Genomic DNA, 22,518 nt, shown 5'->3' on the forward strand with positions numbered 1-22,518 from the left:
ACCGCAGGTGGTTTAGACCACTAGTGGCCTCCTCGCGGCGTTCCCCGGACACCGCGGTGGGCGCCATCGGCGTCACCGTGCCGCGGCCCCGGAGTGGATCGTCACCTTCACGATGCGGCCGGACGCCTCGGCGACGAACAGCTCGCGCCGTGGATCGTGGTCGCCGAAGCCCAGCGGCACGCGCACGCTGCTGGGCATACGCAGGCCGGAGACGAGGACACAGGAACGACCGGTGGTCGGGTCCACCCGGATGAGTTCGCCGTCGCGGAAGGACGTGACGACCAGGTCGCCGTCGACGTGGGCGAGGTCGTCGAGGAGCTTCGCGTCCAGGGGGTTGCGGCTGAGCTCGGTGACCGTGGTGTGCGCCGCCGGGTCCTTCAACGGGATGCGGACGACCGGTGAGGAGGTGCTGGTGATGACGCTCGCGTACAGGTCGTCGCCGACGATCTCCAGCCCGTTGGCCCCGAAGACGTTCGCCGCCCGTGTCCACCGCTCGTCCTTGGTGCCGTCGGGCCGGATCTTCAGCACGCCGGTGCTCAACTCGCGGCTCAGGTAGAAGTTGCCGTCGGCGTCGATCGCCAGACCGTTGATGCCGGACAGCCCCGTGACGACCTTCACCGGCTCGGGCCGGGCGGACGTCGGGTCGAAGCGCATGATGCCGGAGCCCAGGCCCGAGGTCAGCGGGTTCACACCGTAGTTGACGTACATCATCCCGTCCGGGCCGCGCCGCAGCCCGCCGGGGCCGTTCACCGGGAACGACGCCCTGAGGGTCCCGTCGGGTGCGTACCCCTCGACCCGGTGTCGGGTGATGTGCGAGACCCAGAGCGTGCCGCGCCCGTCGAACTCCAGGTTCTCGCGCCAGTCCAGGAGCGGCACGCCCCCCTTCCGGAACACCTCGACGCTCGTACGCTCCGCGCACGGCCGCAGCTCCGTGGCCGCGGAGGGGTTCGAGCTCCGCACCTCGGACGCCGCCACCGGCGCGTGCGCGCCGCCTGCCAGCAGCACCGATAACAGCCCCACCGCCGTGGCCGCCGCACGTCTGTGCCTCGTCATGTCACTGCCTCCCCGTCTCTCACTCCTGTCGCGCGCCAAGTATGCGCACGTGACAGGCGGTTGGGGAAAGGGCGACTTCTACGGAGCGTCGGTGACCGTGGCCTCGGCGAAGGGCGTCGCCGTCCCGGAGGGCCCCGCCGTGGACGGTTTCACCGTGCCGGAGGGTTTCCCCCTGCCGGAGGGTTCGACCGTGTCGGCGGGTTCCACCGTGCCGGAGGGCTCCACCGTGTCGGCGGGTTCCACCGTGCCGGAGGGCTCCACCGTCCACGAGGGCTGCACCGCGGTGGAGGGGGTCCACGTCCCGGACGGTGTCCACGTCCCGGACGGGACCCCGGAAGGAGTCCACGTGGTCGGATCGATGCCCGGGGTGGTCGACGACGGGTTCGGCGTCTCGGTGGGTTCCCTGTCCTTCGTGGAGCTCGGGCCCGGGGTCTGCGTCACGGCGGGCGGCGGCGTGGGCGGCACGGCGGGTGGCGTGTCCCGGTCGCCGGGCAGTGTCTGGACGACCAGGGCCACGGCCGCTCCCACCATCGCGAGGACCGCCGCGGCGGCCACCGGCACCGCCGCCCGGCGCACCCGGGCCTGTCGCCGCCCCCGCCGCACGGCGTCCGCCACATCCACCCCCGGCGCCCCGGCGCCCGGCTCCAGGCCACGCAGCGAGGAGAGCAGCCGGACCGCTTCCTGTTCCAGTTCCTCGTCGTGCACGTCCACTACCCCTCCCCCAGCGCCGACGCGGACGCCGGCAGCTGGTCGCCGAGCTGCGCACGCAGCCGTGTGAGACCGCGGGCGGACTGGCTCTTCACGTTTCCCTCCGAACAACCGAGGATCCCGGCCACCTCTGCCACCGGGAGATCACACAGGAAGCGCAGCACGAGCACGGCGCGCTGCCGCGCCGGGATGCGTGACAGCGCCGTGTGCACGACGGCGCGCGTTTCGATGTCGGGCCCGCCGGCCGCCGGTGGCAGACCCGGTGTCTCGTGCGGGGCCCCCGACAGCCGCACCCGCGCCCAGCCGAGCCGCTGCTCGTTGAGGAAGCACCGGACGAGCATGGTGTGCACATAGCGGTCCAGGTCGTCGGCCGCGCGGGCGCGCCGCCAGTGGACGTACAGCCGGGTGAGCGTGGTCTGCACGATGTCGTCGGCACGATGGGGGTCCTTGCAGAGGAGATGTGCGATGCGACGGAGCGCGGGCAGCCGCGCGGAGACGTACTCCGTGTACGCCCGTTCGTCCTCGGTCCGGTCCGCCGATCCGGTGCCGATCATGTTCCCGCCCTCACGTTCCCCCATGCCCGCCGTTCTCGTCCACATCCGTGTGCACCCCGGGCACCTGCCATATCCACATGCCTCCGATCCACCGCCCCGGCGCCCCCAACAGCCGCTCTACGGTGACACGCAGCACCTGGTCACCGGGTTGCGGAGCGAGCACCACCACTCCGGCCCGCCAGAAGCGGAGGTCCTGCCACAGGGCGTGCCGCTGAGCGGGGCCGATCTCCGGGACCTGTCCGGTGCGGAGGGCCTCTTCCAGGAGGTCGGCGGTGGGCCGGTTCACCGGACCGTAGATGCCGATGCGGTCGGGGCCGTACGGACCGTTGAAGTAGCCGCCGGGGATCGGGAAGCCGAGGTCGGCCTTGGCCTGCCAGTGCAGGGCCTCGGCACGACCGGGGCCGGGCAGCGGCACCGGGACGAGGCTGTAGCCCTTCGGCAGGAAGTCGCGCCAGGTGCCGTCGGCGACGAAGGAGGGGACCGCGCGTCGGTCGACGGTCGTCATCGGCGTGGGCGCGATCGGGAGGAGCGCGGCGACGACCGCCGCCCATCCCACGGCCCGCCACACCCGCACACCGGCGATCGTGCGCCCGGTGCCGGTGGGCCGCCCGGCACCGCCAAGTCGCTCGCCACGGGGGCGCTCCCCACCGGAGTCCGCGGCGCCGGAGTCCGCACCTCCGGAGTCCGCGGCCCCGGTGGGACGTTCGGCGTCGCCGATGGCGTGTTCCGCGTCGCCGGTGGCACGTTTCGCGTCGCCGGTGTGTTCCTCGTCGGCGGTGGCACGTTCCGCGGCGACGGCGGGCTCCTGCGCGGCGGGTCCCACCGGCGCGGGTCGACGGTCCGGCCCGGTGAGGCGGTCGCAGGCGAGGGCCAGGAGGATGCCCGCCGCGGGCACGGCCACCATCGCCATCCGTGATTCGATCACCGACTCGAACAGCGGCAGGTCGGCGAACAGCCGCCACGGGCCCGGCAGTTCACCCTCCGTTCCCGGCATGGGGATGGTGCGCCCCAGCGACAGCACCGACGCCCCGACGGCGACCACGGCCAGGCCCCGCACCCGCGGGTCCCGCCACAGCCGGACCACCACCGCGAGGACGACGACCACCAGCGGCCAGCCGAAGAAGGCGTTCTGCTCGGTGCGGTTGAGGGCGAGGGCGTCGGCGGTCGCCTCGTCGCCCGCCAGGGAGCGGCCAGCGAACTCCACCAGCGCGCGCGGCGGGTTGCCGTTCGGACCGTGCAACACGCTGGCGTAGCTCTGCTCGCCGAAGAACTGCCAGCCGAGGGGGTAGCAGAGCAGCAGAAGGGCGACGCCCATGGCGAGGGCGAGCCCGCGCGACAGCGGTCGCAGGACCGCGAGCGCGACGGCCGGCCGCGCGGCCGCGTAGCCCACCGCGAAGAGCAACAGGCCCATGGCGGCCAGCAGCAGCGCCTCCTCGCCGAGGAAGACCTGGTACGTCAGGAGCAGCCCGAGGATCACGCCGTCCCGAAGGGTGCCACGACGCCCCGTCCGCTCCCGGCCCGCCGCGCCGGGGTGCGGGCCACACAGCCGGAGCAGCCGGTCGACGATCAGCGGCATCACGAACAGCACCGCGAAGTTCGGGTGTGCGTTGGCGTGCGAGATCATCGGGGGCGCGAAGGCGCAGAGCGCCCCGCCGAGCGCGGCGGCGCGACGTGACCGCACGAACCACTTGACCAACAGCCAGTACCAGGCGGCCGCGGTACCGGCCAGGCCGCCGGTGAGCACCAGCGCCCAGGTGACGCCCGGGCCGAGGAGCGCGGTGACGGGAGCCAGCGGAACCGACAGCCCCAACATGGTGGTGTTCGCCATCAGGTTCACGCCGAGCGGCATGTTCTGCAGCGTGGTGAAGAACGGGTCGTTCAGCTCGAAGACGTTCTTCGCGGTCACCGCGAAGAACCACTCCCACTGGTTCTGGTCGTGCCCGCTGTCGGCGAGGTAGCCGCGGTCGAGGTCCGCCCACAGCCCCTTGTAGAGCCATACGGAGAGCAGCACGTAGCCGAGCAGCACGACCCGGTCGGCGGGCCGCACCCGCCGCAGGGCGCCCCCGGCCCGCAGCCGCAGGACCTCGAACAGCACCCGGCCGTAGTCCAGCGGCCGCACCTTGGACCCCGTCTGGTGCGCCCAGCGCACCGGCACTTCGGCCACCGGCCATCCGGCCTCGTGGAACATCCGCAGGATCTCCACGTCGATGCTCCAGCCGTCGACCCGGGAACGCCCCAGGGCCGCGCGCGCACGGTCGCCGTCGAAGAGCTTGAAGCCGCACTGCGTGTCCCGTATCCCGGGGACGGCGACGGCCCGTATGACCCGGTTGCCGGCCCGGCCCAGGAGCTGTCGCAGCGGATGCTGGCGCACCTCGATGTCGGCGCCCGGGTGGGCCCGGGAGCCGATGGCGGCGGCCCAGCCGGCGTCGAGCCGGTCGTGCAGCGACGCCAACTCCTCGATGGGGGTGGCCAGGTCGGCGTCGGTCACCAGGACCCGGCGGCCACGGGAGGCGAGCACTCCCATGCGCACCGCGTGTCCCTTGCCGTGGTTGCGCGCGAAGGAGGCCGACGGTGCGGCGGTCGACGGCGGGCACAGCAGTCGGATGCGCGGCTCGGACGCGGCCGCCTCGCGGACGACGGCCCCGGTGGCGTCCGTGGATCCGTCGTCGACGACGACGACCTCCCAGTCGGCGTGGCGACCGGGCGAGGCGCGTAGATAGCGGCAGATCGCGTCGAGGGTCCGGGGCAGCCGGTGCTCCTCGTTGTACGCGGGCACCACGACCGTCAGGTCGACGGTGCCGGACGTCGGCGGACCGTGGCCGGCTGGGGCGGAAGACATGTGCAACACGCATCGGTGACCGCCTCGGGCCGGCGAAGCGTTGCGTGTTCTAGGTCACACCGCCGTGACCGGCGTCGGCGGGCCCGGCGGACCGGTGTCCGCACCCGCCGGCTTCAGGGTCGGCGGGCTGTCCCCTCCGTTCGACGGGAGGGGAGAATTCCCCATACTGAGAGATATGTCAGCAAGCACGGGTGGCGGCATCGACCGTCGTCGCACCCCGTGCTGTGGGAGGCATGATGAGTCAGCAGCCGGTCCTGCTGCCGTACGCCGACCCGGCCTTCGTGGCGGACCCGTTCCCGTTCTACCGACAGCTGCGTGAGGAGGGCCCCGTTCGGCGCGCCGTCATCGCGGGCGGGCTGGACGCCTGGCTGGTCACGCGCTACGAGGACGGCATCGCGGCCCTCTCCGACCCGAGGCTGAGCAGCGACGTCCGCGACGCCGCGGACCCGCGTCTCATGGAGCGGCTGCCCACGACCGAGCGTCCGTCGCTCATGAGCAACATGTTGCGCTCCGACCCACCCGACCACACCCGCCTGCGACGCCTGGTCTCGAAGGCGTTCACCGTGCGTCGGATCGCCGATCTGCGGCCCCGCATCCAGGAGATCACCGACCGGTTGCTCGACGCGGTGGTGCCGGCCGGCCGGGCCGATCTCGTGGCCGACTTCGCGCTGCCCCTCCCGGTGACCGTGATCAGCGGACTGCTCGGCGTGCCCGTGGAGGACCGGCACGACTTCCAGCGGTGGACCGACGACATGCTGCTCCGCGGGCCGGAGATACCGGACCCGGCGACGGTGGACGCGGCGTGGCGGCAGATGCGGGGCTATCTGACCGCGCTCCTGGCGGCCAAGCGCGCCCGCCCCCGGGACGACCTCCTCAGCGCGTTGATCGCGGCCCGCGACGAGGAGCAGCGGCTGACCGAGGACGAGCTGATCGCCACGGCGCTGCTGTTGTTGGTGGCCGGATACGTCACCACGGTCGGCCTGATCGGCGGCGGCATCGCCGCGCTGCTGGCCGATCCCCGGCAGCTGGCGCTGTTGCGCGACGATCCGGAGCTGTTGCCGGGGGCCGTCGAGGAGTTGCTCCGCTATGACGGGCCGATCAGTCCGGGCATCGCCCGGTTCGCCCGTGAGGACGTCGAGATCGCGGGCGTGACCATCCCTCGCGGCGCCACCGTGCTGGTGGCCTCCGCGATCGCGGACCGCGACCCGGACCGCTTCTCCGATCCGGAACACCTGGACGTGACGCGGCAGGACTACGGCCATCTCGCCTTCGGGCACGGCGTGCACTACTGCCTGGGGGCGCCGCTGGCCCGGCTGGAGGGCCAGATCGCCATCGGGACGGCGCTGCGGCGCCTCCCCGGCCTGGCCCTGGCCGTGCCGCCGAGCGAGCTGCGGTGGCGGGCCGGCGGTCTGCGCAATCCCCTTCGGCTGCCCGTCACCTTCGTCCCGAGCGGGCGCGTCCCCTGACGGCCGCCGGGCCCGGGGAGAACGGCGAGCTGACGGCCACCGGGCCCCGAGGGAAGGGGAACAGCGAGCCGACGGCCGCAGGCCCGGGGGCGTGCGACGTCCACGGGTCACACCGCGGCCGGCGGCGGCCTACAGCACGTCGCTGGCCGAGTCGGCGATCTTGCGGCGTGCGGTGCGGGCCGCGGGCACGACGGAGACGGCACCGGCGGCCACCAGCGCGGCGGCACCGACCAGGAGCAGGGTGCCGAGGGCGGGCGGTTCGGCGATCCCCGCGCCCATACCGCTGGAACGGCCCTGGAGGTCGATGAGCCACTCGGCGGCGAAGACCCCGAGGACCGTGCCGGTCACGGCGGCGGCCAGGGCGACGAAGACGGTGGCCGCGGCGATCACCGCGGTGATCTGACGTGGGGTCAGCCCGATGGCCTTGAGCGCCAGCAGGTCGCGCCCGTACTCCCGCGCCCCGGCGCTGATCGTCGTCGACAGCTCGGCCAGCCCGATCAGCACCAGGACCGCGATCAGACCGATGATGACGCCGCGCACGCCGTGCAGCTGGTCCGCGGGGTTCGCGATCTCCCGTAGCTCCAGCCGCCCGTCGGAGGCGTCGGCCAGGGCGTCGCGCACCGCCGCCGGGTCGGCGCCGTGGTCCAGGACCAGGTGGTAGAAGTCCGGGCGGAGCGCGTCGCCGCCCTCACGCAGGGTATCCAGGCCGGTGGAGATCACCCGGCCGCCCTCGGCGGGCTCGATGGTCCGGCCGACGATGTGGAGGACGTGCGGCTTCCCGGCGACCGTCATCCGGACCCAGTCGCCGACGCGGGCGTCCAGCAGGTCGAACAGCCCCTGACCGGCCACCGCCTCGTTCGGTCCCCGGGCGGTCCGCCCCTCGACCACCGAGAACGGATAGGGCTGCCGGGCCGTGCCCAGTCCGCGCAGGGTGATCGTCCCGGTCTGGCCGGGGACCAGCGCCTGGACCTCGGACCCCGGGAAGGCGGTGACGTCCTCGCGGGTGGCGAGCACGTCGCGCAGCCGCGCGTCGTCGAGGCTGTCGGAGCGCGCGGTCAGCGCGGCGGGCAGGCCCACCGTCTCGGGGTGGGCGGTGAAGCGGTCCAGGGTCGACCAGGTGCCGAGGGCGACCGTGATCAGCAGCAGCGGCACGGCGAGCCGGCCCACCGCGGCGACGGAGCGCAGCGGACGGTGGAAGGCCCCGCGCCAGCCCAGCACCAGCGCGGGCGGGACCCGGAGGCCGAGCGCCCGGCGGGCCGTGCCGGACATCCGACGGCTGCGCGCGACGGCCGCGCGGGCGATCGGCACCGGTGGGACCCGGCCCGCCCGCCAGGCGGCGAGGCAGGTCGCGGTGGCGATGAAGACCACCGCGCCGCCGGAGATGGCGAGTGGCGCCCAGGTGTGCGCGGGGTGGTGCTGCCAGACGGCCATCGCCTCCCCGATCCGGCCGGGGAGGCGGGCGCCGAGGGCCTCGATGAGCACCGCTCCGGTGGCCACGCCCACGAGCGCGAGGCCGAGGTGCTGGGCCAGGAACATGCGGACCACCTGGCCCGGGGTGAACCCGATGGCCTTGAGCACCGAGATGTCCCGCAGGTGTCCGCGGACGCGGCTGCTGATGGCGCCGCCCACGGCCAGCGCGGCGGCGAGCAGCGCGCCGAGGCCGAACAGGGCGAGCAGCCGGGCCAGCAGCTGGTTGTCTCCGCCGGCCTCGCTCCGGGCCTGCCGCCAGGTGGAGACCCCGGTGATCCGGTCGGCGCCCAGTCCGGTGACCGCCCGTTGCACCACGTAGTCGGTGTCGCCGGCTTCGGCGAGGCGCAGACCGATGGTCTGGCCGCGCTGGTCCTCCGCGGCGTCGGCGGCGGCGAGGGTCGCGGGCAGCACCCAGGCCACGCCCGGACGGTCGCCCGCGCGGTACTGCACCTCGGCGGTGTTCGCGACGCCCACCACGCGCAGCGGCCGGGCGAAGCCGCGCAGCCGGACCAGGTCCCCGGGCTCGGCCCACAGCGCGCGGGCCGCGGAGCCCTCCAGGACGACCCCGCCGCCGTGGCCCGCGTCGCGGCCCGGCTCCAGCCAGCGGCCGGAGCCGAGCTGTGGTCCGGCCGTGGCGGGCCGATCGGCCGTGGCGCGCAGCTCCAGGGCCACCCCGGAGCCGCCACGCTCGGGGCCGGCGACGGTGCGCAGGGTACGGAACGGGCCGGAGGCGCCGCTCACCTCGTCCAGGTCGGCCAGCGTGCCGGCGGGGGCGTCGGACCGCGCGTGGATCCACACGTGCGCGCCGGAGGACTGGGTGAAGACCCGCTGCCAGGGGTCTGCCGCATAGCTGAACAGCGCGCTGGCCAGCAGCAGCGAGACGGCGATCCCGACATTGGCCAGCACGATGAAGACGGCCGCGCCGCGATGTGCCCTGAGGTCGGCCTGCACCCACCGTGCCGATGCCCGCACGGCCCGGTCAGCCCTTGAGTCGCAGGACGTCGGCCACACCGGCCGGGCGGCGGGCGGCGTCGTCGGCGAGCGCGGCGTCGTCGACGACCCGACCGTCGAAGAAGCTGATCACCCGGTCCGCGGCGCTGGCGACCCGGGCGTCGTGCGTGACCAGCAGGATGGTCTGGCCGCGCTGGTGGAAGCGGGAGAGCAGCCGGAGCACCTCCCGGGTGCCCTTGCTGTCGAGGCTGCCGGCCGGCTCGTCGGCCAGCAGCAGGCTGGGGCTGTTGACCAGGGCGCGGGCCAGGGCGACGCGCTGCTGCTCGCCGCCGGAGAGCTCGCCCGGGGTGCTGTGTTCCCTGCCCTCCAGGCCGAGCTCCGCGAGCAGCTCCTCGCGATGCGCCCGGGCCTGCTTCGGGGAGCTCCCGGCCAGCAGCGCGGGCAGCTCGACGTTGTCGGCGACGGTGAGGTTGGAGACCAGGTTGAAGAACTGGAAGACGATGCCGATGTGCTTGCGGCGCAGCATGGCCCAGCGCGCCTCGCTGAAGGAGTCGACCTGGCGGCCGTCGAGCCGGATGGATCCGCTGTCGGGCCGGTCGAGGCCGCCGAGCAGGTGGAGCAGGGTGGACTTGCCCGCGCCGGAGGGGCCGGTGACGGCGACGAACTCGCCGCGCTCGACGCTCAGGTCGACGCCGCGCACCGCATGGACCGGGGCGGCGCCCTCCGGGCGGTAGGTCTTGACCAGACCCGTCGCCCGCACGATGGCGCCGGACTGCTCGTCCCGGCTCATTCCAGCTCCTCCTGACAGCGCTCCAACCAGTCGAGGTCCGCCTGCAGGTGCAGCATGGCGCCCTCGATCAGCAGTTGAGCGACCCGGTTGTCCCGGTCCTCGGTCGTCGCGAGCTTCGACAGCTCGCGCATGGTGTTGAGGTAGTGGCGCCGCTGTTTGTTGATCAGAGTGATCGGGTTGGCGGCCCCGGTGTGCGGGGCGAGGGCGAGTTTCATGAAGAACTCGTCCCGTACCCGCGGCTCGGCGGTCGACTCCTCGAACCACGCGTCCACGGCCTCGCGTCCCGCCGCGGTGATCCGGTAGATGCGCTTGTTCGGTCGGTCCGACTGCTCGACGTCCTCGCCCTCGATCAGGCCCGACTTCTCCAGCCTGGAGAGGGTGACATAGATCTGGCCGACGTTCGGCTGAGGGTACGCGGAGCCCAGGAGCTTCTCAAGAGCCTGCTTGAGTTCGTAGCCATGTGCGGGACCGCTCACCAACAGTGCCAGGAGTGGCAGCCGCACGCTCTCCCTCTTCCCCGCCGCGATACTTGTCCGTTATATGAGCTCGTCCGGGTGTGAACCAGATCGCCCTCGTATCTTCCTGCACCGTCTAGTATCCCGCATGCCTAACAGGTATACAGGGACAGGATGCCGGGCCAGTCCCGTCTGCGCCGGTGCAAGGAGGAACCTATGCGGTGGAAGCGTGCCGCGGGTGGAGCCCTCCTTGTCTGCCTCCTGTTGTTGGCGGGACACGCGAGCGCGGGCCTGAGGGCCGGAGGCGAGCCGGGCGCCGCCGACGGCCGCGGACCGCTCACCCTGGTGACCGGCGGCGACCTCACCGGCTATCTCCGCGGTGTGCTCGACGGCTGGAACAAGCGGCACCCGCGGGAGAAGGTGACGCTGGTCGAACTGCCGGATGCCGCCGACGAGGTGCGGGCCCAGCTCGTGACCGAGCTGCGATCGGGCAGTGACCGCTTCGATGTGCTCAACATCGACGTGGCGTGGACCTCGGAGTTCGCGGCCGCGGGCTGGATCGCCCCGGTGGACGGCCGGCGGTTCCCGCTGGATCGGCTGCTGCCCCCGGTGGTGGACACCGCCACGTTCAAGGGGCGGCTGTACGCGGTCCCCTATGTGACCAACGCCGGGCTGCTCTACTACCGCAAGGACGTCCTCGATCGGGAGGGCGAGCGACCCCCGCAGACCTGGGCCGAGTTGGAGCGACTGGCGAAGACCGTCGCCCCCAAGCACGGCTTGGACGGCTACGCGGGACAGTTCCTGCCCTACGAGGGGTTGACCGCCAACGTCGTCGAGGCCGTGCAGTCGGCGGGCGGCACGATGCTCGGCGACGAGGGGGCTCGGGTCACCGTCGACTCCCCCGCCGCCCGCGAGGGCCTGGGCTTCCTGCTCGACGGCGTACGCGAGGGGTGGATCCCCCGACGGGCGCTGACCTTCAAGGAGGAGGAGTCCCGCCGGGCGTTCCAGAACGGCGAGCTGCTGTTCCTGCGGAACTGGCCGTACGCGTACCCGATGGCCAACGCCGACTCGTCGGCGGTGGCGGGGAAGTTCGGCGCGGTGCCGCTACCGGGCCCCGACGGGCCCGGCTCCAGCGTGCTAGGCGGCTCCAATCTGGCGGTGAACGCGCACTCGCGACACCAGAGGTCGGCCACCGAGCTGATGGCCTACCTGACCAGTGAGCAGGTGCAGCGCCAGGTGCTGACCAAGGGATCACTTCCGCCGGTTTGGGCGGATTTGTACAACGATCCGCAGCTGATCCGGACGTTCCCGTACCTGCCGACGCTCAAGCGGAGCCTGTTGACGGCCAAGCCGCGCCCCAAGAGCGCCCGCTACGACCAGGTGAGCCTGGCCACCCAGGCCGTGGTCCATCAGGCGCTGATCGGGCGCCAGGACCCCCGTGAGGCCGTCGCCCGCCTGACGCGGGAGCTCCAGGCCGTCGTCCGCCGCGGCTGATCGGCCGACACCCACCCCTCTCGCTACTTACTTGTTAAGTAGCTTATGGCGATCTTCAAGCCGGCTTTGCGCCCCCATAAATCCGTCAAATTCGGACACCTCGCTGCGATTTTCGGCAGTTTCGTTGACACCCAAATGACACGCCTACTTAACATGCATGCATAACAGCGAACTGCATGCCCCGCAGGTGTGCTCAAGCAAGAACAGGTTCAGGGCAGATGCTCACAGCCACGGTGGGGAACGGCTCTTCCGCCGACCCCTCGCCGGTCGTCACGACCGGTCTCCCGCACAGCACGGCGCAGCGCTGGTGGCGCGATGCGGTGATCTACCAGGTGTACGTCCGCAGCTTCCTCGACAGCACGGGCGACGGCATCGGCGATCTGGCCGGTGTCCGCACCGGACTCCCGTATCTGAAGAAGCTCGGGGTCGACGGCGTCTGGCTCAGCCCCTTCTACCCGTCCCCGCAGCACGACCACGGCTACGACGTCGCCGACTACTGCGACGTGGACCCGGTCTACGGAGATCTCGCCGAGTTCGACGGGCTGGTGGCCGACGCCCACCGGCTGGGGCTGAAGGTCCTCCTGGACATCGTCCCCAACCACTGCTCCAGCGAGCACCCGTGGTTCCGGGCCGCGCTGGCGGAGGGGCCGGGCGGCACCTCCCGGTCGCTCTTCCACTTCGCCGACGGCCGCGGCACCGACGGCGAACTGCCCCCGAACAACTGGCGGGCCATGTTCGGCGGCCCGGCGTGGAGTCGGGTCACCGAGCCGGACGGCACCCCGGGCCAGTGGTACCTGCACATGTTCACCCCGGAACAGCCCGACCTGAACTGGCGCAACCCGGTCGTGGGCGACATGTTCGAGAAGGTCCTGCGGTTCTGGCTGGACCGCGGCGTGGACGGCTTCCGGATCGATGTGGCCGCGGGGCTGTACAAGCACCCCGAGCTGCCGGACTCGCCCGACCCCGAGGCCGACGAGCGCACCCGCGACTCCGTCAACCCGCTCGCCTGGAACCAGCCCGAGGTCCACCAGGTGTGGCGCGACTGGCGCGCGCTGTGCGAGGAGTACACCGCCCTGGACGGCCGCGACCGGCTGCTGGTCGGCGAGGTGTCCGTGCGCACCCCGCGCGAGCAGGCCGCCTACGTCCGGCCCGACGAGCTCCACCAGGCGTTCTTCTTCCACCTGCTGACCGCGCGCTGGGACATCGACGTCTTCCGGACGGTCATCTCCGAGGCGCTGACCGACATCGCGGAGACCGGCTCCACCGTCACCTGGGTGCTCAACAACCACGACCAGGTGCGGACCGTCACCCGGTACGCGACCGAGCCGGGCGGCGGGCCCGGGGCCGTCTCCGAGGCGACGTCCGGGGGAGAGCACGGCCCGGCCCGCGCCCGCGCCGCCGCCCTGCTGATGCTGGCCCTCCCCGGTGCCGCCTACGTCTACCAGGGCGAGGAGCTGGGTCTGCCCGAGGTGGTGGACCTGCCGGACGACGTCCTCACCGACCCGATCTTCCACCGGACGGGCAGCCGCCGGGGCGTCCGGGACGGCTGCCGGGTGCCGCTGCCCTGGTCCGGCCACGCCTCCCCGTTCGGTTTCACCAAGGACGCCGAGGCCGCCAGGCCGTGGCTGCCGCAGCCCGAGTGGTTCGCCGAGCACTCGACCGAGCGCGCCGTCGCGGACACCCGCTCCTTCTGGCACCTGTACCGCGAGGGGCTGCACCTGCGTCGCAGCCTCCCGCAGCTCGGCGAGGGCACCCTGCGCTGGTTGGACTCCCCGCCGCAGGTCCTGGCCTTCGTCCGCGGCGACGGGCTGGTGTGCGCGATCAACTTCGGCACCGACCCGGTCCCGGCACCCGTCCCCGGCGCCCCGCTGCTGGCCAGCGGCGACTGCCCGGAAGGCACCCTCCCCGGCTCCACCGCCGCCTGGTGGATCACCGCCTCCGACCCCCGATAGCTCCACCGAAGGGAACCACCATGAGACACACCGCGGCACGACGCGTACGCATCGCCACCTCCGGCGCGGCCGTCCTGGGCCTGGCCCTCACCGCGACCGCCTGCGGCGGCGGGGACTCCTCGGGGGGCGGCAAGAAGTCGCTGTCCGGACAGTCGGTCACCGTCGCCGGCGTCTGGACCGGCGTGGAGCAGGAGAACTTCAAGAAGGTCCTGGCGGGCTTCACCGAGAAGACCGGCGCGAAGGTCACCTTCGTCTCCACCGGCGACAACGTCTCCACCGTCATCGGCAGCAAGATCGAGGGCGGCAACGCCCCCGACGTGGTGATGGTGCCGCAGGTCGGCGTGCTCCATCAGTTCGCCGAGAAGGACTGGCTGGTCCCGCTCTCCAAGGAGATCGCCACCGACGCCGGCGTCAACTTCGCACCGGTCTGGAAGGAGTACGGAACGGTCGACGACACCTACTACGGCCTGTACTTCAAGGCCTCGCACAAGTCGACGGTCTGGTACAACCCGGAGGCGTTCGCCCAGGCCGGGGTCGAGCCCGCCAAGAGCTACGACGCGATGCTGAAGGCGGGCCGGACCCTGTCCGACTCCGGCGTGCCCGCGTTCTCCGTCGCGGGCGAGGCCGGCTGGCCGCTCACCGACTGGTTCGAGAACGTCTACCTCTCCCAGGCGGGCCCCGAGAACTACGACAAGCTCGCCGCCCACAAGATCCCGTGGACCGACCCCACCGTCGTCAAGGCGCTCACCACACTCGGCGAGCTCTTCGGTGACAAGGACCTGGTCGCCGGGGGCGGAGCGGGGGCGCTGCGCACCGACTTCCCCGAGTCCGTGGAGCAGGTCTTCGGACCCGACCCCAAGGCGGGCATGGTCTACGAGGGCGACTTCGTCGGCGGCCTGGTCAAGGACCAGCTGAAGAAGAAGGTCGGCGAGGACGCCAAGTTCTTCCCCTTCCCGGCGGTCGACGGGGGCAAGCCGCCGGTCGTCAGCGGTGGTGACGCCGCCGTCGTGCTCAAGGCCGGAAAGCACCAGAAGGCCGCAATGGAGCTGGTGAAGTACCTGGCCTCCGCGGACGCGGCCGGGATCTGGGCCAAGGCGGGCGGCTTCATCTCCCCCAACATGAGCGTCCACATGGGCAACTACCAGGACGAGACCACCCGGGCCACCGCCCAGTCGCTGGTCGACGCCGGTGACTCCGTGCGGTTCGACATGTCCGACCAGGCCCCCGCGGCCTTCGGCGGCACCCAGGGCGCGGGCGAGTGGAAGCTGCTCCAGGACTTCCTGCGCGACCCGTCCGACCCGGAGGCCACGGCCCGCAAGCTCGAGGCCGCCGCGGCCAAGGCGTACCGGAAGTAAGGCCGAGGTCCGTAAGCCATGTCTGTGACCACCTCTGAGGTGCGGCCCGCGAAGGCGGGCCGCACCCCCCCCCCCCCCCCCCCCGCCCCCCCCCCCCCCCCGCCCGACCCCCCGCCGGCCTCCCGCCGCACCACCCCCGCCCGGCGCGCCGTCCGGCGGCGGCGGCTCATCGCCGCGGTCTTCCTGCTCCCGGCGCTGCTGCTGCTGGGCGCGCTGGTCCTCTACCCGATCATCTTCTCGGTCATCCGCAGCCTGTTCGACGCGTCCGGCGACACCTTCGTCGGCACCGACAACTACCACGAGATATTCCAGGACCCGGCGACGCTGCGGGCCATCCGCAACAGCGCCATCTGGGTCGTCTTCGCCCCCGCGCTGCTGACCGGCCTGGGCCTGATCCTCGCCGTGCTCACCGAGAAGGTGCGCTGGAAGACCGCCTTCAAGCTGCTGATGTTCATGCCGATGGCGATCTCCTTCCTCGCCGCGGGCATCATCTTCCGGCTCGCCTACGAGCAGGACCCGGAGCGCGGTGTGCTCAACGCCGTGGCCGTCGGCGTCCACGACAGCTTCGAGGACGTCTCCGGCTATCCGACCGCCAAGGCCCGCCTCGGCGACAAGGCGCTGGACAAGCGCGAGGACGGCGCGTACCGCACGGCCGACCGCACCAGCCCCGGCCACACGGTCAACCTCGGCCTGGTGGGCGTCCCGCCGAAGGAGCTGCCCGGCGACGCCGTACCCGCCGCCAAGGCGGCCGCGGCCCGCGTCGGCGCCGACCAGTTGGGGGGCGTGGTCTACCTCGACTTCACCCTCGGCGGCGGCGGAAAGCCCGGCACGGTGGACGCGACCGAGCGCGGACTGCCGAAGATGGCGGTCGAGGCGGTCGACCCCCGGGGCGAGGTGGTGGCCACGACCACCACCGGCCCGGACGGTTCCTACCGCTTCGACGGTCTGGAGGCCGGCTCCTACGCCGTGCAGCTGCCCGCGAAGAACTTCGCCCCGCCGTACGAGGGCATCGCCTGGCTGGGGCCCGCGCTGATCACCCCCGCCATCATCGGCGCCTACACCTGGATCTGGACCGGCTTCGCCATGGTCCTCATCGGGGCCGGGCTCGCGGCCATGCCCCGTGATGTCCTGGAGGCGGCCCGCATGGACGGCGCCAACGAGTGGCAGATCTTCCGGAAGATCACCGTGCCCCTGCTCGCCCCCGTGCTCGGCGTGGTCTTCGTGACCATGGTGATCAACGTGATGAAGGTCTTCGACCTGGTCTACATCATCGCCCCGGGACCGGTGCAGCAGGACGCCAACGTCCTGGCCATGCAGATGTGGCTGGTCTCCTTCGGCGGCGGCAACAACCAGGGCCTCGGCAGCGCCCTCGGCGTCCTGCTGCTGCTCCTGGTGGTCCCCGCCATGGCCCTCAACATCCGACGTTTCCGCAGGAGCCAGTCATGACGAGCACCACCCAGGGCGCCGCCCCGCGGCGCGGCCGGCCCGGGAGCCGCCTGGTGAGGCGACTCAACAGCGGTCTGGTGCAGGCGTTTCTGCTCCTCATCGGACTGATCTGGGTCACCCCGGTGGCCGGGCTGTTCCTCTCCTCGCTGCGCTCCGAGGAGGCGAACGCCGGCAGCGGCTGGTGGAAGGCGCTCAGCGCGCCGAGCCAGCTGTCGTTCGACAACTACACGGCGCTCCTGGAGAACTCCGGCATCACCGCGGCCTTCTGGAACACCGTGCTGATCTCGGTCCCCACCACCGTGGCGGTGGTGGCGATCGCGGCGCTGGCCGGATACGCCTTCGCCTGGCTGGAGTTCCCCGGCCGCGACTGGATCTTCCTGCTGGTGGTCGCCATGCTGGTGGTGCCCATCCAGATCGGTCTGCTGCCGGTGGCGAAGATGTTCGGCACGCTCGGGCTCTTCGGCTCCATCCCCGGAGTGGTGCTCTTCCACGTCGCCTACGGACTGCCGTTCGCCATCTTCCTGCTCCGCAACTACTTCGCGGAGATCCCCAAGGAGATGCTGGAGGCGGCCCGCATGGACGGCGGCGGGGAGTGGCGGATCTTCTCGCGACTGGTCCTTCCGCTCGGCAAGCCCGCCATCGCCAGCCTGGCCATCTTCCAGTTCCTGTGGGTGTGGAACGACATGCTGGTCGCGCTGATCTTCGCGGACAGCGAGTCGCAGCCGCTGACGGTGGCCCTCCAGTCGGAGATGCGGCAGTTCGGCAGCAACATCGGGGTGCTCGCGCCGGGCGCGTTCCTCTCGCTGGTGGTTCCGCTGGTCGTGTTCTTCGCCTTCCAGCGCCACTTCGTCCAGGGTGTGATGGCCGGCTCGGTGAAGTGACACGCCGATCCGATGGCATGACATCGGGAGTGACATCGGCAGACGGGTGTGCCGGCAGGCGCCGCCGAGGCGGTGTGTGCCGGCACACCCGTTGGTGTGCCGTGCGCTCATCCCGCTCGCTCCCGCTCACCACGGCGCGTGCCGCGCGTCCCGCCGGGGCTCAGACCGTCATGGCCTCCTGGATCCAGCGCCGCACCCGGTACGGCAACCACCAGACCAGCTCGCCGACCTCGCCGACCAGGCGCTCCGAGCGCAGGTCGGCGAGGATCTCCGGGTCCACCCGGTGGGCGGGCACGCCGTCCTCCAGGAGGGCGATCGCCTCCTGGTACTCGGGTTCCGCGACCGTGAACCGGCGGAGGTCGCCCCAGCGGCGGTCGCGGATCTGGACGAAGCCCGGCCCCTGACGCCACAGGCACTTGCACAGGTAGTGGCGGTGGCGCCACTCCGCGAGGGCCTCGGTCGCGGCGGCCGGACCGGCCAGGTCCTGGGGTGGTTGCAGATGGTTCAGCGCCCGCCATCCGTCCGGGTCCGCGTCGGCGAGCGTCAGCCGCCACTCGACCAGCACCGCCCGCGCCGTCAGGTCGCGGACCAGACACAGGGCGCGCACCGCACGGGCGGCGGCGACCGGGTCGGCCGCGGCGACCGCCAGATCCACGGCCTTCGGGAGCCGCACTCTGCGGGCGCCCAGCTCCCACAGCCGGGTGACCTCCTCGGCGGGCCGACCGCCGATCGAGAGCTCACCGAGGTCCATGCCCGGCAGGCGGCAGGCGTCGATGTCGTAGTCGCGCCAGGCGAGGACCGACAGCGGACGGTCCGGGGCGTCGGCGTCCGCCGTCGGCGGGGTGGTCGTGCTGCTCATCCGGGGTCGCTCCTCCTGCTTCCGACGGGGTGACGATCAGGGTGGCGTTCCGGCCGTTGCGAACGGGGGAACACGGCGGTCGGACGGTCAGGCCCGGCCGGCCGGCTCGGGTGTCCGGGGCGCGGGGGCGGCGTGCTCGTGGCGCATGTAGTAGAGCCGGAGCAGGTCCTCGTTGACCGCGGCGGGCGCGATGTGCACGTACTGCCCGGCGTCGGTGAACACCAGCCCGAGCGCCAGCCACTCGTCCAACAGGGCGGCCACCTCCGGCTCCTCGACGTCCCGCCCGGGCAGCCGGTCGCGCAGCTTGCGGGTCAGCGGGGTGAGCGCGTGCGGCTGGTCCAGCAGCCGGAACGCCGCCAGGTGCAGCGGCTCGGTCAGCTCCCGCACCCCCCAGTCGAACTTCCGCCGGCGGCTGACCAGGACGACGCGGTCGCCGAGGTCGGAGTGGGTGAGCCGGCTGTCGACGTTGTACTTCTTCCACTCCGTGAGCGCGTCGCTGAGCGCGTTCGCGGTGTCCTCGCCGATGCCGCGCTCCGGCGCCTCGAAGACATACGCGAGGTCGTACAGCTCATCCTCCGGAAGGTCGTAGGTGAAGCGGTAGTGCTTCTCGGGCCGCAGGTCGGAGAAGCCGAGTTCGGGCCGGTCGAAGTACGGGCTGAAGCGTTCGATGGCGATCCGCGCGGACCGGTCGACCGGTGGGTTCAGATGCTCCAGGGCGGGGATCTGGGCGATGACCGGCTCGTAGTCGGCGTCCGTCTCCCCCGGGAAGCCGTGCAGGTAGTTCCAGGCGACGGACAGGCCCGTCTCCGCGCCGTCGCGCAGCATCCGCACGTTCTGGCAGCCGCTGACGCCCTTGTCCATCAGGCCCAGGACACGGCTGTTGAGGCTCTCGATGCCGGGCTGGACGTAGATCAGGCCGGCCTCGGCGAGGGTGCGCAGCTGGGCGCGGCGCATGTTCGCCTTGATCTCGATGTGCAGCCGCAGGTCGTGGCCGCTGTCGATGATCCGCGGCAGGACCGTGGTCAGGTAGCCCATGTCGAGGATGTTGTCGACGACGTACATGTCCAGGATCTTGTGTCGCCGGGAGAGCTCCATGATCTCTTCGTAGAAGGTGTCCGGGCTCTTGCTGCGGAACTGCATGAACGAGCCGTTGAGACCGCAGAAGGTGCAGTGGTGCTTCTCCCCCCACCAGCAGCCGCGGGCACCCTCCACCACCAGCTTCGGCTCCACCCAGGCGCGGGCCGTGGAGGCGGCGAGCCGCTCGAAGTAGCCGGTGTAGTCGGGCGGCAGGATGGCGGCGGGCGGCAGCGGTCTGGTGCTCATCGGGTTGACGACGCTGGCGCCGTCGGGGCCGCGGTGGCACAGCCCCGGCACGGCGTCGAGCGTGCCGCCGTCGCGGAGCGCGGTGAGCAGCGCGGGGAAGGCGGCCTCGCCCTCGCCGCGGATCACATGGTCCACGAAGGGGAAGTTGCGGTGTGCGGCGGCCCCCTGCTCCGCGTCGCAGTTGGCACCGCCGAAGACCGTCACGATGTGCGGGGCCAGCCGCTTGATCTCCCTGGCCGCGGCCAGCGCGGCGGTGTTCTGCTGGAAGGTGGAGGTGAACCCGACGACGTCCGGGGCGGCGGCGACGATCCGTTCGGCCGCCTCCCGCACGAAGCGCGGCACCGTCCGATGCAGTTGGAGTGTCTTCTCCAGCCGCGACGGGCGCAGCTTGTCCGACATCGCCGCCGCGAACTCCGCCACCCGCCACTCCGGGTCGTCGTACAGCGCGGAGGAGAAGACCCAGTCCCCGCAGCCCAGGAAGTAGGAGGAGAGCGCGTAGTACTCGTAGTCCGCGCTGGTGAAGGGGGTACGGGCGGTGATCCAGTCGGTGAACTCCAGATTGGCGTGCAGCACGTCGGCGTGCGCGCCGGGCACGCGTTCGTCGACGCTGCGCTTGAGGATGCCGAGCGCCAGGGACGGCAGATCGATGGGAGACCAGGGCATGTTGACCAGCAGGACGCGCATGACGGCTCCTCGGCGGGAGGTACGGAGAAGGGCGGGAGTAACGGCGCGGGGTCGTGACCGGTCGGCCCGGTGGTCGGACCGGGCCGACCGGAGAGGAGTCACTCCTCCTCGCTGTCCTCCGCGTTACGGAACGGGACGGTGACGCTGATCATCACGCCCGGCTTCCGGTTCTCCTCGTCGCCCATCAGCGGGTCGTTCTGGATGATGTCCTTCTGCACGGCTGCTACCCCCTCTCCACAGGTCGGCCGGCGGTGCCGGCGTCGGTGGTGCGTTCGTCGGGAGGACCGTCGGTGCGGCCACCGCTCGTCGGTGGCACGGTCACCGATGACGCCGGTGGCGTGGCCGCTCCCGTCGCCCCCGCGCCCTCGGCTGCGGGTGGTCGGGTGCTCCTCGCGCCGTGGGCCCCGCGCAGCCCTCGGCCGAGGAAGGTCATCGCGCGGCGCAGCACCGCGATGTGCTCGCCGCCGAGGTAGCCGTCGTGACCGGTGTCCAGCCACATCGCCTCGTGCGGGACGCCGGCCGCGGTGAGCGCCGACAGATAGCTCCGGATCTGTCCGGGTGGGCACTTGGCGTCCCGGGTGCCCGCCACCACCAGCAGCGGCGCGCGGACGCGGGCCGCGTACCGGAGGGGCGAGCTGCGGGCGTAGCGCTCGGGCACCTCCTCGGGCGTGCCCCCGAACAGCGCCTCGTCCAGGGCGCGCAGGGCGGGGGTGCCGAGGCGGTGCGCCAGCGCGCAGTCGGCCACCGGCTTGACCGCCACCCCGGCCTGCCAGAGGTCCGGGCGGGTGCCCAGGGCGAGCAGCACCAGGTAGCCGCCCCAGGAGGTGCCCCACAGTCCCACCGCGTCGGGTCGGACCAGCCCGCGGCGGAGCACCTCGGCGCGGACCGCGGCGAGGTCGGCGACCTGGGTGAGCCCCACGCCTTCCCGGTAGGCGCCGCGCCAGCGCGGCCCGTAGCCGGTGGACCCCCGGTAGTTGACGCGCGCGACCGCGTATCCGGACGCGACCAGCGAGTGCGCCATCGGGTCGTAGGCGTCCCGGTCGTGGTCGGCGGGCCCGCCGTGCACCAGGAAGACCAGGGGCGGCCGCGACCCGTCGGTGTCGGGCAGACCGAGCAGGGTGTGCACCGGCCCGTCGGCGCCCTCGGTCCACAGCTCGGTGTGCCGGCCCGGCACCCGTCCGGCCGGGGTGCCGACGGTCGGCAGCCGGGTCCGGCCGGTGGAGCACAGCCGGGGCGGGGTGGCCGAGTCGGTCCAGAGGTAGTGGACCTCGTCATCGCCGCGCGGTGCGGCGTCCAGCACGGTGCCGGCCGGCACCGGGATCGGCACCCGGGTACGCCGGAGGAGGTCGACGGCGAACAGCCGGCTGCGGCCCCATCGGTCCTGGCGGACCAGCACCCGTCCGCCGTCCGGGTACCAGCGGGCGGTGATCTCGGTGTCGAACGCGCACCAGGCGTGGGTCTCCGGACCGGCGCCGGGACTCCAGGTGGCGAGGGTGTAACCGTCGCCGTGCTCACGGACGAGCAGCAGTTCGGACGTGGGCCGGCGGGTCGGCCGGGATGGGGCGCGGTGGGGCGACGACGCGGGGGCGGGACGGCCACCCGAGGCCGGGTCGCCCGACCGCCGAGCGCCGGCCGGGGCGAAGCCGAGGGCCCAGATCCGGCCGCGCCGGCCGGAGAGCCGCGCCAGCGGGGTGCCGTCGGTCCGGTACACCGTGACCGCCCGCGGTCCGGCCGCGGTGGTGGAGACGGCGATCAGCTCGCCGTTCGCGGAGAGCCCGGCGAGGACGGCGGGGCCGGCGACCCGCAGCACCCGGCGGGCGGAGCGACCCGGTACGCCCAGATACACGCTCAGGCCCTCGGCGTCGCCCAGGCCGACGGCGACCGTGCCGTCGGCGGCCGAGGCCAGGCCGCGCGGGGTGCCCGGGGGTACGCCCAGCAGGGCCGGCCGGTCCGGTCCGCCCCGGAACGGCTGGCGGCGCCAGCCGCCGACGCCGTCGCGGTCCTCGTCGAACCACCAGATGGCGGCGTCGGCTCCGATGGCGCAGTGCAACGTGCCGTACGGCCGGTCGGTGACCTGGCGGGCGCGGCCGGTCCGGCCGTCCCAGGCGAAGATCTCGCACCGTCCGCCCGCGTCGCCGGTGAGGGTCATGAGCGCCGGATCGGTGGGACAGACCTCGGGGAGCTCGGCCCGGTAGATCGCGAACCGGGGCCCGTCGCCGCCGGTCGCCCCCGTGGCGG

The 22,518-nt window shown here is 72.7% G+C and carries 16 protein-coding genes; 6 read left to right on the top strand and 10 right to left on the bottom strand.

Annotation, left to right across the window (positions count from 1 at the left end; translation table 11 throughout):
• Positions 1-72: 72 nt before the first annotated feature.
• From LRS74_RS02560 to LRS74_RS02575, 4 genes are all read right to left on the bottom strand, one after another.
• Positions 73-1,053, bottom strand: a complete 981-nt coding sequence (locus LRS74_RS02560; protein WP_277739422.1) for a hypothetical protein — start codon at positions 1,051-1,053, stop codon at positions 73-75.
• Between the two features lie 78 nt (positions 1,054-1,131).
• Entirely contained in the window at positions 1,132-1,764 is a 633-nt protein-coding gene (locus LRS74_RS02565; RefSeq protein WP_277739423.1) for a hypothetical protein, read from the bottom strand.
• Positions 1,764-2,339 (bottom strand): SigE family RNA polymerase sigma factor, encoded by a 576-nt coding sequence (locus LRS74_RS02570; RefSeq protein ID WP_277739424.1) that lies wholly within the window; start codon positions 2,337-2,339, stop codon positions 1,764-1,766. The genes LRS74_RS02565 and LRS74_RS02570 overlap by 1 nt, the downstream gene beginning before the upstream one ends.
• Positions 2,326-5,154: a dolichyl-phosphate beta-glucosyltransferase gene (locus LRS74_RS02575; protein WP_277739425.1), complete on the bottom strand. Its 2,829-nt coding sequence runs from the start codon at positions 5,152-5,154 to the stop codon at positions 2,326-2,328. Before LRS74_RS02575 ends, LRS74_RS02570 begins: the two co-directional genes overlap by 14 nt.
• A 236-nt stretch (positions 5,155-5,390) precedes the next feature.
• Between LRS74_RS02575 and LRS74_RS02580 the strand changes: the two genes are divergently transcribed.
• Positions 5,391-6,620, top strand: coding sequence for a cytochrome P450 (locus LRS74_RS02580; protein ID WP_277739426.1), 1,230 nt, complete (start codon positions 5,391-5,393; stop codon positions 6,618-6,620).
• Positions 6,621-6,749: 129 nt separating this feature from the next.
• Here the strand turns inward: LRS74_RS02580 and LRS74_RS02585 are convergent, their stop codons facing one another.
• Genes LRS74_RS02585 through LRS74_RS02595 form a run of 3 tightly spaced genes read right to left on the bottom strand, consistent with a single transcriptional unit; the run spans position 6,750 to position 10,334 of the window.
• The gene (locus tag LRS74_RS02585; RefSeq protein ID WP_277739427.1) at positions 6,750-9,062 is read right to left on the bottom strand and encodes an FtsX-like permease family protein; all 2,313 of its coding nucleotides are present in this window, start codon (positions 9,060-9,062) and stop codon (positions 6,750-6,752) included.
• Between the two features lie 7 nt (positions 9,063-9,069).
• Positions 9,070-9,831 carry an ABC transporter ATP-binding protein gene (locus LRS74_RS02590; protein ID WP_277739428.1) on the bottom strand — a complete coding sequence of 254 codons (762 nt, stop codon included), beginning with the start codon at positions 9,829-9,831 and terminating at the stop codon, positions 9,070-9,072.
• The gene (locus LRS74_RS02595; RefSeq protein WP_277739429.1) at positions 9,828-10,334 is read right to left on the bottom strand and encodes a PadR family transcriptional regulator; all 507 of its coding nucleotides are present in this window, start codon (positions 10,332-10,334) and stop codon (positions 9,828-9,830) included. The genes LRS74_RS02590 and LRS74_RS02595 overlap by 4 nt, the downstream gene beginning before the upstream one ends.
• Before the next feature lie 168 nt (positions 10,335-10,502).
• Here LRS74_RS02595 and LRS74_RS02600 point away from each other — a divergent pair, with 168 nt between their 5' ends.
• The 5 genes from LRS74_RS02600 to LRS74_RS02620 all read left to right on the top strand — a co-directional run bounded on the left by LRS74_RS02600 (position 10,503) and on the right by LRS74_RS02620 (position 17,414).
• The gene (locus tag LRS74_RS02600) at positions 10,503-11,780 is read left to right on the top strand and encodes an ABC transporter substrate-binding protein (protein WP_277739430.1); all 1,278 of its coding nucleotides are present in this window, start codon (positions 10,503-10,505) and stop codon (positions 11,778-11,780) included.
• Positions 11,781-11,998: 218 nt separating this feature from the next.
• A complete protein-coding gene (locus LRS74_RS02605; RefSeq protein WP_277739431.1) occupies positions 11,999-13,732 on the top strand; it encodes a glycoside hydrolase family 13 protein in 1,734 nt (577 codons plus the stop codon).
• Positions 13,733-13,752: 20 nt separating this feature from the next.
• Entirely contained in the window at positions 13,753-15,087 is a 1,335-nt protein-coding gene (locus LRS74_RS02610; protein ID WP_277739432.1) for an ABC transporter substrate-binding protein, read from the top strand.
• Positions 15,088-15,105: 18 nt separating this feature from the next.
• A complete protein-coding gene (locus tag LRS74_RS02615; protein ID WP_277739433.1) occupies positions 15,106-16,533 on the top strand; it encodes an ABC transporter permease subunit in 1,428 nt (475 codons plus the stop codon).
• The gene (locus LRS74_RS02620; RefSeq protein ID WP_277739434.1) at positions 16,530-17,414 is read left to right on the top strand and encodes a carbohydrate ABC transporter permease; all 885 of its coding nucleotides are present in this window, start codon (positions 16,530-16,532) and stop codon (positions 17,412-17,414) included. The genes LRS74_RS02615 and LRS74_RS02620 overlap by 4 nt, the downstream gene beginning before the upstream one ends.
• A gap of 160 nt (positions 17,415-17,574) precedes the next feature.
• Here LRS74_RS02620 and LRS74_RS02625 read toward each other — a convergent pair whose 3' ends face one another.
• From LRS74_RS02625 to LRS74_RS02635, 3 genes are all read right to left on the bottom strand, one after another.
• A complete protein-coding gene (locus LRS74_RS02625; RefSeq protein WP_277739435.1) occupies positions 17,575-18,273 on the bottom strand; it encodes a DUF5825 family protein in 699 nt (232 codons plus the stop codon).
• A gap of 87 nt (positions 18,274-18,360) precedes the next feature.
• Complete coding sequence (locus LRS74_RS02630; protein ID WP_277739436.1) at positions 18,361-20,280, bottom strand: RiPP maturation radical SAM C-methyltransferase; 1,920 nt, start codon at positions 20,278-20,280, stop codon at positions 18,361-18,363.
• A 223-nt stretch (positions 20,281-20,503) separates the two neighbouring features.
• Positions 20,504-22,429: an alpha/beta fold hydrolase gene (locus LRS74_RS02635; protein ID WP_277744565.1), complete on the bottom strand. Its 1,926-nt coding sequence runs from the start codon at positions 22,427-22,429 to the stop codon at positions 20,504-20,506.
• Between the last annotated feature and the right edge of the window lie 89 nt (positions 22,430-22,518).

Source organism: Streptomyces sp. LX-29 (assembly GCF_029541745.1).
In the GTDB taxonomy this organism is placed as follows: domain Bacteria; phylum Actinomycetota; class Actinomycetes; order Streptomycetales; family Streptomycetaceae; genus Streptomyces.

What these genes read in the sequence shown, in the direction of transcription:
- LRS74_RS02610 (WP_277739432.1), top strand. Translation starts at nt 13,753, where the DNA reads ATGAGACACACCGCGGCACGACGCGTACGCATCGCCACCTCCGGCGCG.
- LRS74_RS02600 (WP_277739430.1), top strand. Translation starts at nt 10,503, where the DNA reads ATGCGGTGGAAGCGTGCCGCGGGTGGAGCCCTCCTTGTCTGCCTCCTG.
- LRS74_RS02560 (WP_277739422.1), bottom strand. Translation starts at nt 1,053, where the DNA reads ATGACGAGGCACAGACGTGCGGCGGCCACGGCGGTGGGGCTGTTATCG.
- LRS74_RS02625 (WP_277739435.1), bottom strand. Translation starts at nt 18,273, where the DNA reads ATGAGCAGCACGACCACCCCGCCGACGGCGGACGCCGACGCCCCGGAC.
- LRS74_RS02635 (WP_277744565.1), bottom strand. Translation starts at nt 22,429, where the DNA reads ATGACCCTCACCGGCGACGCGGGCGGACGGTGCGAGATCTTCGCCTGG.
- LRS74_RS02620 (WP_277739434.1), top strand. Translation starts at nt 16,530, where the DNA reads ATGACGAGCACCACCCAGGGCGCCGCCCCGCGGCGCGGCCGGCCCGGG.
- LRS74_RS02630 (WP_277739436.1), bottom strand. Translation starts at nt 20,280, where the DNA reads ATGCGCGTCCTGCTGGTCAACATGCCCTGGTCTCCCATCGATCTGCCG.
- LRS74_RS02590 (WP_277739428.1), bottom strand. Translation starts at nt 9,831, where the DNA reads ATGAGCCGGGACGAGCAGTCCGGCGCCATCGTGCGGGCGACGGGTCTG.
- LRS74_RS02570 (WP_277739424.1), bottom strand. Translation starts at nt 2,339, where the DNA reads ATGGGGGAACGTGAGGGCGGGAACATGATCGGCACCGGATCGGCGGAC.
- LRS74_RS02575 (WP_277739425.1), bottom strand. Translation starts at nt 5,154, where the DNA reads ATGTCTTCCGCCCCAGCCGGCCACGGTCCGCCGACGTCCGGCACCGTC.
- LRS74_RS02580 (WP_277739426.1), top strand. Translation starts at nt 5,391, where the DNA reads ATGAGTCAGCAGCCGGTCCTGCTGCCGTACGCCGACCCGGCCTTCGTG.
- LRS74_RS02605 (WP_277739431.1), top strand. Translation starts at nt 11,999, where the DNA reads ATGCTCACAGCCACGGTGGGGAACGGCTCTTCCGCCGACCCCTCGCCG.
- LRS74_RS02615 (WP_277739433.1), top strand. Translation starts at nt 15,106, where the DNA reads ATGTCTGTGACCACCTCTGAGGTGCGGCCCGCGAAGGCGGGCCGCACC.